Source organism: Paenibacillus sp. JT22N7 (assembly GCF_059383875.1).
Genome location: NZ_JBXENY010000002.1, coordinates 139765 through 152005 on the forward strand (window position 1 = coordinate 139765; position 12241 = coordinate 152005).

Genomic DNA, 12241 nt, shown 5'->3' on the forward strand with positions numbered 1-12241 from the left:
ATGCGAATTTTAGTAGTAGGCGGCGGCGGCCGCGAGCATGCGATCGTATGGGCGCTGAAAAAAAGCGAGAAGGTCCGGCACATTTATTGTGCGCCGGGCAATGCAGGCATCGCGCAGCTGGCAGAATGCGTACCGCTGGCTGTCAATCAATTTGACGAGCTGGTGGAGTTTGCGAAGGATGCGGCTGTTGATCTCGTATTCATCGGCCCGGATGATCCGCTGGCGGATGGCATCGTCGATGCGTTCGAAGCGCATCAAATTCCGGTATACGGACCGAATAAAGCGGCAGCGGAAATTGAAGGCAGCAAAATTTTTATGAAAAATTTGCTCAAGAAATACAATATTCCGACGGCTAAATATGAGACGTTTACCGAATATGAGGCGGCTTCCGCTTATTTGCAGGCACAGCAGACGCCAATCGTCATTAAGGCGGACGGGCTTGCAGCAGGCAAGGGTGTAACCGTGGCATTCACGATGGAAGAAGCACAGCAGGCGCTGAAAGAAGCGATGCTGGATAAAGTGTTTGGCGATGCGGGCAACCAAATCGTGATCGAGGAGTTTTTGGAAGGACAGGAAATGTCCATCCTTGCGTTCGTAGACGGTGAGACGGTACGGGCGATGGTGCCAGCACAGGATCACAAGCCGATTTTCGACGGCGATAAAGGCCCGAATACGGGCGGTATGGGCACATATACGCCGCTGCCGCATATTGATCAGGCGATTATCGACGAGTCGATTGCGAACATTATTATTCCAACGGCGAAAGCGATGGTCAGCGAAGGCCGCCCGTTCCGCGGCGTATTGTTCGCCGGTCTGATGATTACGAAGGATGGCCCGAAAACGATCGAGTTTAATGCACGCATGGGCGATCCGGAAACACAGGTTGTGCTTCCGCGTCTGGAAACCGATCTTGTCGACATCGTACTCGCTTCGCTGAACGGCAGGCTGGAGCAGTTGGATATTACTTGGAGCGATGAGGCAGCGGTCTGCGTCATTATGGCTTCCGAGGGTTATCCGGCTTCGTATCCGAAAGGCCGCGTTATTGAAGGGCTGGCGAAAGCCGAAGCGCAAGGCGCGCTTGTGTTCCATGCTGGAACAGCTGAGAAGGACGGCCAGTTCGTAACGAGTGGCGGACGTGTGCTAGGCGTTGTCGGTCGCGGCCGTGACATTGCAGAAGCGCGTGCGCGTGCTTATGATGCGGTGGGCGTTATTCATTTCGAAGGCATGCAGAGCCGTTCGGATATTGCGGCGAAGGCGCTGGTTTAATGTTCATTCTCAAACGTAGTCATTCCTATATGAAATAAATTTATTAAGCTTGAAGCCGCCTATGTGCGGCTTTTTTTATTCAATCATAGTTTTACTAGGATGTGTATGCAAACCGAAGTCGGCTTTCAGCTCTTTGTTTAGCGTTTATTCCAGGGCAATTTTCTCTGCCGAATTAAAGGCTTATAGAACCCCATTATGCGAATGTTGCTGAGTCCGCTGTGGGTAAAAGCACTGTTGCAGAGACTGCTGTGGCTGAGGCCATCAGCTCGGAAGCTCACTGCTTTTTTTGAAGGACTGAGGTTCCACTATTCTGGCTTTCCATCCGATTTGAGGCCACACGCGGACAGGAGCGCCGTTATTCCCCTCATTATCTCGTCAAAAAGGCTTTTGAAAACGCATTAGCGGCTTCTGAGTCCGCAGCCGATGCCATAACCCTTGATTTGGTTGAAATAGCGGCTGCTGTGTCCGCCAAGTCTAACTTTGTTCAAGGGGCCAGCCCCTGAAACCAAGAGTATGACGGTGGCTATAATCAGGAACTGAATCGCTTACTTTTGCATTCACACCCTAGTAACACGAGAGCCGAAGTCGTTTCATTTTTTACTTGTATAGTGCTATTTGCTACGATAGCAACGGGGATATCCAATACTAGCTTATTTGATAATCTTATTTTCACAGCCCTCTCCTATCCATATTCTAGCAGTTCATTATAGCATGCAATGGGGAGGTTTTTTTGCTGTCAAATGCGGGCGAAAGGTGTAACTAATTTGTAACGCACTGCGTCTATGAATGCGATAAGATAAATCTATCAGCAGGGAATAGAAGGGTGAATCGGATGAAGTATAACACACGAACTAGAGTAAGCAGCATGAAGACGCGCAAGAGAACAAAACGAAAACTAGCAATTGCAAGCTTTCTGCTTGTAGCACTAGCCTTATGGCTTGGCGGCTGCGGGACTAAGGCTTCATCGAGCCTGGAGGTTCTTGTGCCTGGCAAAGAGGGCAGCGCCAACATCCAGCAGGGTACTTCATCCGAGGATACCATCCATATTAACCATCCGACGTTGTCGGAAGGGACAAGCAGCGGTACGGACACGGCAAGCCATCCGGCGAGCACCGATGATTCCCATTCCCCTCAGAAAGGAACGGACGGCGCATCCGGTGCTTCGAATGGTTCCGGTACATCGGGTACATCCAGTGGCACTGGCGGAAAAACGCAAGGTGAAGGTTCCAAACCGGGAAAGAGCGTAACGTCCAGTACATATACAACTAAGCCTTCAAGCTCGGCTACACCAACGAGCAAGCCGGCTCCCACGCCAACGCCTTCGGCGTCTCCGCAAGGAGAGAAGGAAACGGGCAAGCCGGATAAGGAGCAGAAGCTTGTCGCCTTAACCTTTGATGATGGGCCAGATAACCGTTATACACCAGCGATTTTGGATATCCTGAAAAAGAAGGGCATTAAAGCAACTTTCTTCGTAGTCGGCGTTCAAGTGAAGAAGGACCCCGAGGTGCTTCAGCGCATAGTGGACGAAGGCCATACGATTGGCAATCATACAACCCATCATAAAGATTTGACGAAGCTGACCAAGAATCAAATATGGGACGAAATCACCACGACGGATAAGCTGATCAAAGATGTAGTCGGCTTTACTCCAAATCTGGTGCGCGCCCCGTATGGAGCTGTGAATAGCACCGTTAAGCAGCTAATGAAGGACAAAGGAAGAGAATTGGTAAGCTGGAATGTAGATACCCGTGACTGGGCGGGAACGTCTGTCGCTGTGATGAAGAAGAACATTAGCGAGCATACGAAACCGGGTGGTATAATACTGATGCATTCTTTTGGAGGCAAAGGGATTAAAAACACGGTAGACATGCTGCCAGACGTCATTGATAGCTTGCAGAAGAAAGGCTATACATTTGTTACGATTGACGAAATGCCTTGATTCCGGTCTGCTTTCGGGCCGTAAGTTTAAGGGGGCTTAAGCAATTGTTTATATTCAAAATAAGCGGGGCGCTGCTTGCAGCCGCCTTGCTTTGTTTATTAACCGGCTGCCGTTATACGGCGGCTCCTGCGGATTTGCTTGAAAAGCCTACTATCGCCTCGGATAAGCAGGCGCTCGTTCAGGCTGTGCAGAAGGCTTTGCCGCCTCATGCCCAGCTTGCGCTTCCGATGCGGGATGACAATCTTGGCGCCGTGCGCCTGCTCGATGTAGATGGCGATGGCATAGACGAGGCGCTCGTTTCTTTTAACAATGAATACAGCTCTCCTGAGCTAATGCTGCTCCGCTATCGGGGCAACACCTGGAAGCCCTATTATACGATTCAGCAGCCTTTATCGATGCGCATGGACTGGATGAAAGTAAGCGATTATGACAAAGATGGCAAGCTCGATTTGGCCGTCGGCTGGATCGGCTCCTATGATGGCTCCAATATGGTCGAGCTGTATTCGCTTAGCCAAACGCCAGTGCGCAATGAGGAAGGCAAGCTTGTGCTTGAGCCGGAGGATTCCCTGCCTTATTTGTACGCGGAAGCAGGCGATCTGAACGGAGATGGAAAGCTGGAGCTGGCGGTCGTCACGGGGGATTGGGCGAATCAGGAAGTGCAGCTGCCGAACTATAAGCTGACGGTATATGAATGGACAAAGGGCAAGCTTCATGCGCTCCAGCAGCTCGATCTTAGCAATGATGTCATTAATTATGACCGGCTGTTGATTGGCAAAATTTCTGAGCGGCATACGGGCATCGTATTGGAAGCTGCGGTAGGCGCCCATTCGATGTATACATTTATGTATGTGTGGGAAAAAGGCAAGCTGCGGCCAGTTGCGTTATCCGGGCAGGGCGAATATGGAAATGCGCTCGTGTCGGGAACGCCGACGCAAAATGAAGATATAAACGGCGATGGCATTATTGAGCTGTCCCGGCCCAAAGAGCCAGCAGGCTATCCGGATCTCCCTTATGCCGGGATGCTGTGGGTGAACGAGTGGCTGCAATGGGATGGAGATAAGGGCTTCAAGTCGATCAAGGAAGAGTTTACGAGTAACAGCTACCAAATCAGCTTTACGATTCCGAATCAGTGGAAGGGCCGCTATACGCTGAGAAGCCCGGAAGTCCACCGGGAATATGGCCTCGTCACCTTTGAATATTGGAATGAAAAAACCGGCTACAAGTTCGAGCTTGGCACATTATATGCGGTTCCATTAACGAAGTGGGGCAGCGTTCAGGAAGAGTGGAAAGAGACAGACCGCTCTTACAATGTCGTGTTCAATTATGCGGGCTTGGTGTACATTTTTGCACAGCAGCTTGCTCCTCCAGGAACGATGGATATCAGTGATCGCCAGCTGTTTTATGCAATGCAGCTGAATAAGGATCAACTGCCTGAATTGCTGGTACCGAGGCCGGACTAATGGAAAAAGTGGGTGGACCTATGCGTATTTTGCTGCTGGAAGATGAAGAAGCGATTCGCGGCTTTGTCCGCATTAATCTAAAACGCAATGAGATGGAAGTGACGGAAGCAGGCGACGGTGAAACGGCGCTCGCTTTGGCTGATTCGGAGGGACCATTTGATATTGCGCTGCTTGATGTGATGCTGCCGACTATTAGCGGCTTCGAAGTATGCGAGCAGCTGCGCAGCAAATTCCCCAGCATGGGCATTATTATGCTGACCGCGAAGTCGCAGGAAGAGGATAAAATTCACGGGCTGGAGCTTGGCGCCGACGATTATGTGCAGAAGCCATTCAGCCCAGGCGAGCTGATTGCCCGCATCAAGTCGCTCTACCGCAGAATGCAGCCGAGTGCTGCACTGCTTCAGGCGGTGGTTAGCCAAGAGCTGGCGGCTGCTGCTCCCGTGCAGGAGGTAATGGATGATGAGCTGACCATTGGGCCATTCCGCCTGTCGGTATCTGCGCGCAAGCTGTGGAAAAACGATGAGGAAATTATTTTGACCCCGACTGAATGGACGCTGGTGCGGCTATTAATGGAGCGGGAAGGCAAAAGCGTCAGCCGCGATGATATTTTGAGCGAGGTTTGGGGCCGTTATTATGTGGGCGACCTTAAGGTCGTTGACGTAAACATTAGGCGGGTGCGCCAAAAAATTGAAGACAATTCCTCTGAGCCTGCTTTCATCGAAACGGTATGGGGCTTCGGCTACCGCTGGAGAAGGGGCAGCAGCGGATGAACAGTCTGAAGACGAGAATCGTGTGGAGCTATTTGCTGCTGATTGCGCTCGTTGTCGTCGTGCTCGGCGGACTTTTTGCTACACTGATTACCAACTATTATTATGGCAGCGCACAAAGCTCGGTTAAGCAGCGGGCTGTATCTGCCCTTGCCACGCATAACCGGACGATGGCTTCGCTGAAAATGCATGATCAAGCCGATTACATGCTGCAATATATGGTGGAGGGCGATACCCGGCTTCAGCTGCTTGATGTGTATGGCAACGTACGCATGGACTCCGACGGGCTGGTGGAAGATATACATTACAACACGCTGGACGTGCAGGCAGCGATGAACGGGAATACGGATATTTGGCAGGGCAATGATCCTTATTACAAGGAACGGGTCACGTCGATTACGATACCGGTCTGGAACGATACGCATGTTGTATCCCTGCTGCGTTATTCGGCCTCCATCAGCGCTGTGGACGATATGGTAAGCCAGCTGCTGCGCATGACGGCATTCGTGGGGCTGGCAGTTATTTTGCTGTTTCTGGGCTTAAGCCTGTGGCTGGCGCAGCGTATTGTACGGCCTATTCGCGAGCTGACACGTGCGGCAAGGTATATGGCCGATGGAGACTGGACGAGGCGTGCGACAAAGCGAAGCAATGATGAAATTGGACAGCTGGCGGAAACGTTCAATTCGATGGTCGTGGAGCTGAATCATCGGGAGAAGCTCAAAAATGATTTTATCTCCTCCATTTCCCACGAGCTGCGAACGCCGCTTACGTCGATTAGAGGCTGGAGCGAGACGCTGAAGGAAGGCGATCCGGCCGACAATGAGGAAATGAAGCTGGGGCTGCAAATAATTAGCCATGAAACGCTGCGCTTGTCGGGGCTTGTGGAGGATTTGCTCGATTTCTCCAAGCTGTCGGCAGGAAGCATGGAGCTTCATGCCGAGCTGCTGGATCTCAACAGCCCAGTGAAGGAGACGGCGGCCCAGCTTGGTGTCCGGCAGGATCAGACGAGCGTGAAGCTGCTCGTCACGCTAGGCAAATCGCCAGTGATGGTGTATGCGGATGCGAATCGCTTGAAGCAGGTTATCATTAATTTGATTGACAATGCGTTCAAATTCACGCCAGCAGGAGGCACCATTCGCGTGTCGATCTCCATTACTCCTGACGAGAACTTTGCGCTGCTGACAGTTGCCGATACCGGCTGCGGCATCGAAGCCGAGGACATTCCTCATGTGACGGAGAAGTTTTATAAGGCGAATACGGGGCAGGGCGGAAGCGGGCTTGGGCTCGCGATCTGCAAGGAAATTACCGAGCTGCATGCTGGCGAGATGAAAATAGACAGCGAGCGTGGTGCTGGAACGGTAATCACGATCAAGCTGCCGATCAGCCATCAGGACAAACCAGCAACATAACCAGAATTTATCAGCCGCCCGGAAGGGCGGCTAATTTTTGTTAAACAGCAGATTGCGGTTGAACAATACCCAGACGATAGCAACGACGACACCAAACGTTAGCATAACGGAAAGCCAGTGTTCAGTTAGCCATACGATCCATGCAGGCATATAAGCTCCACTCCTTTTTTTTTGGCGGCCTCGAAAGCTGCCTAATTGAATAATAACTTGCTGCTTTTCATTAATATGTCCGAAGCACAGTTAGACCATCAGAAAAAGCTTTGCCTAATTGTGGTACAATATAGGGGATGGTCATTTCATACTGGGAGGGATTTATATGTCTTTCACTGTTCAGATTGGTCAGCAAGCACCAGATTTTACGCTTCCGGCGACGGATGGCAAAAGCTATTCGCTGCAGAATTTTGCCGATGCGGACACGCTGGTCGTATTTTTCACCTGTAATCATTGTCCTTATGTCGTTGGATCGGACGAGCTCACGCGCAAGACGGCCATCAAGTTCAAGGAGAAGGGCGTTGCTTTCGTCGGCATTAATGCGAACAGCATTGCTACGAAGCCGCATGATTCCTTCGAGCATATGGTGGAGCGAATGAAAGAGCTGGAGTTTCCTTGGACGTATTTGCGCGATGATACGCAAGAGGTAGCCAAAGCTTATGGGGCGCTGCGTACGCCGCATTTTTATGTTTTTGATAAAGAGCGCAAGCTGGTTTATACGGGCCGGGGAGTTGACCAGCCTAAGGATTCGAGCAAAGTGACGGTTTATGATTTGGAGCGTGCGCTTACCGAGCATACGCTGGGCAAGGAGGTGTCGGTGCCGTACACCAATCCGATTGGCTGCAACGTCAAATGGGATGGACAGGATGAGCACTGGATGCCGGTTGAAGCTTGCGATCTAGTATAAAATAACGGATTGACAGCAGCATCTGCGGGTGCTATTATGACTTTAACAAATTCAAAGTATTCGGGTAGGAATTAACATAATTAAGACGCTGTATGGAAACGGCAGGAGGTTTTGGACATGGAGAAGCATCTGGTATTGCGCCATGAAGGATTGGAGCTGGCAGCTACGCTGCATTATCCGACGGATGAGAAGAAGAACGACGACTGCAAACGGCAGGCGATCATTATTTGCCATGGCTTTGTTGGAAGCCGCATCGGTGTGGACCGCTTGTTTGTCAAAGCAGCCCGCGCCCTTGCAGCCCAAGGCTCGTATGTGCTGCGCTTCGATTATGGCGGCTGCGGCGAGAGCAATGGCGATTACGGCTCGCTTGGCTTCGACAGCATGGTCGATCAGACGCGCACAGCGCTTGACTACATCACGAGCATGGAATGCGTCGACCCGCGCCGGATTGTATTGCTTGGACATAGCCTAGGCGGAGCCGTCTCCATTATGACAGCCGTCAAGGATAGACGGGTCAAGCGCCTCCTTCTATGGTCGCCAGTTGCTTATCCCTTCAATGATATTGTCCGAATTGTCGGCAGGAAGGGCTATGATGAAGCGGTTGAATCCGGCTTTGTTGATTATTCCGGTTTTACGCTGAAGCCCGTTTTCTTCGACTCTCTGCTTGAGCATCAGCCGTTCCAGGCAGCAACACGCTTCTCCGGCGATGTCCTGCTCGTCCATGGCACGAGTGATGAACTCATTCCCGTCGATTACAGCTTCCTTTATCAGAAGGTGTTCTGGACCCGCAGCGAGGGGCTATGCGACAAGGAAATTATTTTTCAGGCGTCGCATACGTACTCCAACCGCCAGCATCAGGAGGAAGCGATTCGCATCAGCTCGGAATGGCTGGAGGGGCTGGATAAGAAGCAGCAGGAATGGCATCACTGGAGCATTTAAATTGGAAAAAAAGGTAGTGCCGCTTACGGCGGCATCCGGCTTTATGGCAGGACCTGTCACGCGGGACTAACGCGTGAGCAGGTCCTGTTTTTGCTTAATTTGTTACTCCTTCTATCATCCTGTGGTATAGTAGAAAGGTAGAAAAGGCAGCTAAGCTGCTTTTGCGAGCTTTTTGCTGCGTAAATTGTCATGTTATCTATCACGCTAGAGGATAGATTTGAAATTATAAAAATATAAGCATTTATAAGTTTCAACTTATAAATGCTTATATTTCTCGGATTGAAACGCGCCGCGCCCCAATTGGCAACAGCCGTTTCACCTTGGATCATTCGGATAAAGGCGGGTATCATTTATGAAATTGGGAAAAAGAATCGGTTTATCGTCCAGCATTCTGCTGCTGCTTGTACTGCTTGCAGCTTGTGCGGGAGGCAGTAAAGGGGAAGCGGTTCCATCCACTTCGCCAGAGCCAAGCGCTTTGCCAAGCCCTAGCGTCTCACCGGGGGCACTGCCGTATCAAGCGCCATTAACGGGAGTTGGACGGCAGACAGAAGCATTGGAGCGGCCAATTGCTGTCATGATCAACAACTTGAAGCCAGCTCGCCCGCAATCGGGATTGTCGAATGCCGATGTGGTGTGGGAGGTGCTAGCGGAAGGCGGCATTACGAGGCTCGTTGCGCTGTTCCAAAGCACGGATGCGGTAACCGAATCGATTGGTCCGATTCGCAGCATCCGCCCTTATTTGATTAATATTGGCGAAAGCTACGGCGCTGTACTTGCCCATGCAGGCGGCAGCAATGACGCTTATGCGATTTTGCAGCAGCAGAAGAAGCCGTATTTGGATGAAATTTCGAACGCGGGCGCTTATTTCTGGCGCAGCAAGGAGCGCAAGGCGCCGCATAATCTGTATTCGGATTTAGAGAAGCTGCGTTCCGGGGCGGAGAAGAAAAATTACAAGCAGGATACAGCAGTGCCTGCCTACGTGTTTGCAGAGAACGGCGCAGCGGAGGCAACGACTCCTGCGACGGCGGTAACGATCCATTTTACGCTGAAGGATTATAAGGTTTCTTACGCCTATGATGAGGCGAGCAAGCTATATAAGCGTTCCATCAACGATGAAGCGCATATTGACCTTAACAATAATGAGCAGCTTGCGGCTTCGAATCTGGTCGTACTGGCTGCAAGCCATAAGACGCTGGACAATGAAGGCAGGCTCGCGGTTGATTTGCAAGCAGGCGGCGATGCGATGCTGTTCCAGCAGGGTCGGATGACGGAGGCGTCGTGGGTACGGGCGCCGGACAATATGATCCGGATCGTGAAGGATGGCAAGGAGCTTGCTCTGGTGCCGGGCAAAACCTTTTTCCACATTGTCCCGAATACGAAATCGATTGCTGATCATGTGATGTATGGGTAAAAAAAGCACGGTTCGGAAACACTTTTAGCAGGTGAAGAGTGCTTCTGTGCCCGTGGCAATATAAGCTTAGGCGCTGTCTCTTTACGAGGCGGCGCCTTTGTTTTGGAAGCGGAGGAAATGAACGTTATGACTGCATAGATTGAAAAAAAGAAATTTTTTTCATGAACGTTAATATTCCGTTAACAATTTTAAAGTAAACTGTGTTAAGATATTCTGGGCTTATCCACCAAAGGTCACCAATGGTCGACAAAATGCCCAAACAAAACATCCAGCCGGTAAAGGGGATTACGATGTTCAAGAAAAAAGATATTTTCTTTAAAACGTTTGAAGAAATGGCCGATGCGCTCGTTGTCGCTGTTGAGTATTTCTCAAACGGATTGTCGGATTTGTCCGATGTCTCTGCTTTCGCCAAGACGATGAAGGAATACGAAAGCCAGTGCGACAAGTATGTGCACACGATTTTGAAGGAATTGAACAAAACGTTCATCACTCCGATTGAACGAGAAGATATTATGGCGCTGACGACCTCGCTTGACGATGTGCTTGATGGAATCGAGGCTTGCGCTTCGCGTTTCGAAATGTACAACATCAAGGAGAAGGATGAGTACATCCAGCTGTTTGGCGACATTTTGCTGCGCTGCGCGCATCAGATCAAGAAAGCTATTTATTTGCTGACGCAGAAGAAGCTGCTGGCTATTCGTGAGCCGAACATTGCGCTGAACGAGCTGGAAAATCAAGCCGATGATCTGCTTCGCGTATGTATTACAAGCTTGTTCGCGAACGTAAGCGATCCGATTGAGCTGATGAAACGCAAGGAAATTTATGAAATGCTGGAGCAAACGACCGACTATTGCGAGGATGTTGCCAATACGCTGGAATCGATTATTATGCGCAATAGCTAACGCGGAAAGTGGGAGTCAACTCTAATGGATTCATATATTTTATGGACGGTTGTCATTCTGGCACTCGGTTTTGATTTTATTAACGGCTTCCATGATACCGCAAATGCGATTGCGACGTCGGTATCGACCCGTGCGCTCAAGCCTCGTGTAGCGATTTTGATGGCTGCGGTGATGAACTTCCTCGGTGCGATTATGTTTACCGGGGTAGCCAAAACGATCGGAAGCGGCGTTGCGAATCCAGCTGATTTGCCGAATGGTGTCGAAGTCGTTATCGCTGCGCTCATATCGGCTATTATCTGGAACCTGGTTACGTGGTGGTTCGGTATTCCGTCCTCCTCATCCCATGCGCTCATCGGCTCGCTGGCTGGTGCGGTTATTGCAGGTTCAGGCATTGGCACGATTAATGCTTCTGGTTTTACAGATATTGTTAAAGCTCTCATTTTATCGCCGCTGATTGCTTTCTCGGCTGGTTTCATCATTATGTGGCTGCTCAAGCGGATTTTCGCCAAATCGAGCCCGCATCAGGTGAACAAGGGGTTCCGTTTCAGCCAAATCGTAACGGCAGCCTTCCAATCGTTCTCGCATGGTACGAATGATGCGCAGAAGGCGATGGGAATTATCACGTTCGCGCTCGTTGCGGCGGGTGTTCAAGATAGTTTGGACGTTCCGCTGTGGGTTAAGCTGTCCGCTGCTCTGGCGATGGCGCTTGGCACGTCCGTCGGCGGCTACAAAATCATTAAAACGATGGGTACGAAGATTTTCAAAATCGAACCGATCAATGGTTTTGCTGCCGATGTAGGCTCGGCTGTCGTTATTTTGACGGCTACGGTGCTGCATTTGCCAGTAAGTACGACACATGTTATTACGTCCTCGATTCTCGGTGTAGGCAGCGCGAAGCGCTTCTCCAGCGTGAAATGGTCGATGGCGGGCCGCATTTTGGTCGCATGGGTCATTACGATTCCGATCACTGTCCTGATGGCAATGGCCGTCTACTGGGCAATGGATTTGTTGTTCATTTAAGCTTGCATAGCGTTTAGAAGCCCGGTCCGTTAGTGGATGCGGGCTTTTTTGTTGGGCGGGGAAGGCTGGACGGTGAAAAAGAGAGCTCCTGCCAGCAGCGCTTGCTGCTGGCAGGAGGGGCGCGCCATGCTGGGCTGTTCGCTTCGCATGGCGACAGAGGAGAGACGCCGCCCAACGCTGCTCGCGCTGGCGGCGGGAAGTAACGCTCTCCGGCTTCTGCGCTTTGTTGC

11 protein-coding genes are annotated in these 12241 nt (G+C 50.9%); all 11 read left to right on the forward strand.

All coding sequences use genetic code 11. The features are described 5' to 3' along the window. The 11 genes from purD (at position 1) to AC50Y5_RS05370 (ending at position 12214) form a co-directional block, all read left to right on the forward strand. Entirely contained in the window at positions 1-1266 is a 1266-nt protein-coding gene (gene purD, locus AC50Y5_RS05320; RefSeq protein ID WP_494858976.1) for a phosphoribosylamine--glycine ligase, read from the forward strand. Positions 1267-2098: 832 nt separating this feature from the next. Continuing rightward, entirely contained in the window at positions 2099-3205 is a 1107-nt protein-coding gene (locus tag AC50Y5_RS05325; protein WP_494858978.1) for a polysaccharide deacetylase family protein, read from the forward strand. A 44-nt stretch (positions 3206-3249) separates the two neighbouring features. Continuing rightward, positions 3250-4665 (forward strand): FG-GAP repeat domain-containing protein, encoded by a 1416-nt coding sequence (locus tag AC50Y5_RS05330; RefSeq protein WP_494858980.1) that lies wholly within the window; start codon positions 3250-3252, stop codon positions 4663-4665. Positions 4666-4685: 20 nt separating this feature from the next. Next, positions 4686-5435 carry a response regulator transcription factor gene (locus AC50Y5_RS05335; RefSeq protein WP_494859701.1) on the forward strand — a complete coding sequence of 250 codons (750 nt, stop codon included), beginning with the start codon at positions 4686-4688 and terminating at the stop codon, positions 5433-5435. After that, a complete protein-coding gene (locus AC50Y5_RS05340; RefSeq protein ID WP_494858985.1) occupies positions 5432-6841 on the forward strand; it encodes a sensor histidine kinase in 1410 nt (469 codons plus the stop codon). The genes AC50Y5_RS05335 and AC50Y5_RS05340 overlap by 4 nt, the downstream gene beginning before the upstream one ends. Positions 6842-7157: 316 nt before the next feature. Further along, positions 7158-7739, forward strand: coding sequence for a thioredoxin family protein (locus AC50Y5_RS05345; protein ID WP_056030576.1), 582 nt, complete (start codon positions 7158-7160; stop codon positions 7737-7739). A gap of 117 nt (positions 7740-7856) precedes the next feature. Further along, the gene (locus AC50Y5_RS05350) at positions 7857-8678 is read left to right on the forward strand and encodes an alpha/beta hydrolase (RefSeq protein ID WP_056030572.1); all 822 of its coding nucleotides are present in this window, start codon (positions 7857-7859) and stop codon (positions 8676-8678) included. A gap of 352 nt (positions 8679-9030) precedes the next feature. Continuing rightward, a complete protein-coding gene (locus AC50Y5_RS05355; RefSeq protein ID WP_494858987.1) occupies positions 9031-10089 on the forward strand; it encodes a DUF3048 domain-containing protein in 1059 nt (352 codons plus the stop codon). Positions 10090-10379: 290 nt separating this feature from the next. Next, entirely contained in the window at positions 10380-10991 is a 612-nt protein-coding gene (locus AC50Y5_RS05360) for a DUF47 domain-containing protein (protein ID WP_056032854.1), read from the forward strand. Between the two features lie 24 nt (positions 10992-11015). Further along, a complete protein-coding gene (locus AC50Y5_RS05365; protein ID WP_056030567.1) occupies positions 11016-12011 on the forward strand; it encodes an inorganic phosphate transporter in 996 nt (331 codons plus the stop codon). A gap of 32 nt (positions 12012-12043) precedes the next feature. Continuing rightward, positions 12044-12214, forward strand: a complete 171-nt coding sequence (locus tag AC50Y5_RS05370; RefSeq protein ID WP_494858990.1) for a hypothetical protein — start codon at positions 12044-12046, stop codon at positions 12212-12214. Positions 12215-12241: the final 27 nt, after the last annotated feature.

Excerpts from the sequence above, each read along its gene's own strand:
- AC50Y5_RS05350 (WP_056030572.1), top strand. The coding sequence starts at position 7,857 with ATGGAGAAGCATCTGGTATTGCGCCATGAAGGATTGGAGCTGGCAGCT.
- AC50Y5_RS05335 (WP_494859701.1), top strand. The coding sequence starts at position 4,686 with ATGCGTATTTTGCTGCTGGAAGATGAAGAAGCGATTCGCGGCTTTGTC.
- purD (WP_494858976.1), top strand. The coding sequence starts at position 1 with ATGCGAATTTTAGTAGTAGGCGGCGGCGGCCGCGAGCATGCGATCGTA.
- AC50Y5_RS05345 (WP_056030576.1), top strand. The coding sequence starts at position 7,158 with ATGTCTTTCACTGTTCAGATTGGTCAGCAAGCACCAGATTTTACGCTT.
- AC50Y5_RS05365 (WP_056030567.1), top strand. The coding sequence starts at position 11,016 with ATGGATTCATATATTTTATGGACGGTTGTCATTCTGGCACTCGGTTTT.
- AC50Y5_RS05360 (WP_056032854.1), top strand. The coding sequence starts at position 10,380 with ATGTTCAAGAAAAAAGATATTTTCTTTAAAACGTTTGAAGAAATGGCC.
- AC50Y5_RS05355 (WP_494858987.1), top strand. The coding sequence starts at position 9,031 with ATGAAATTGGGAAAAAGAATCGGTTTATCGTCCAGCATTCTGCTGCTG.
- AC50Y5_RS05340 (WP_494858985.1), top strand. The coding sequence starts at position 5,432 with ATGAACAGTCTGAAGACGAGAATCGTGTGGAGCTATTTGCTGCTGATT.
- AC50Y5_RS05325 (WP_494858978.1), top strand. The coding sequence starts at position 2,099 with ATGAAGTATAACACACGAACTAGAGTAAGCAGCATGAAGACGCGCAAG.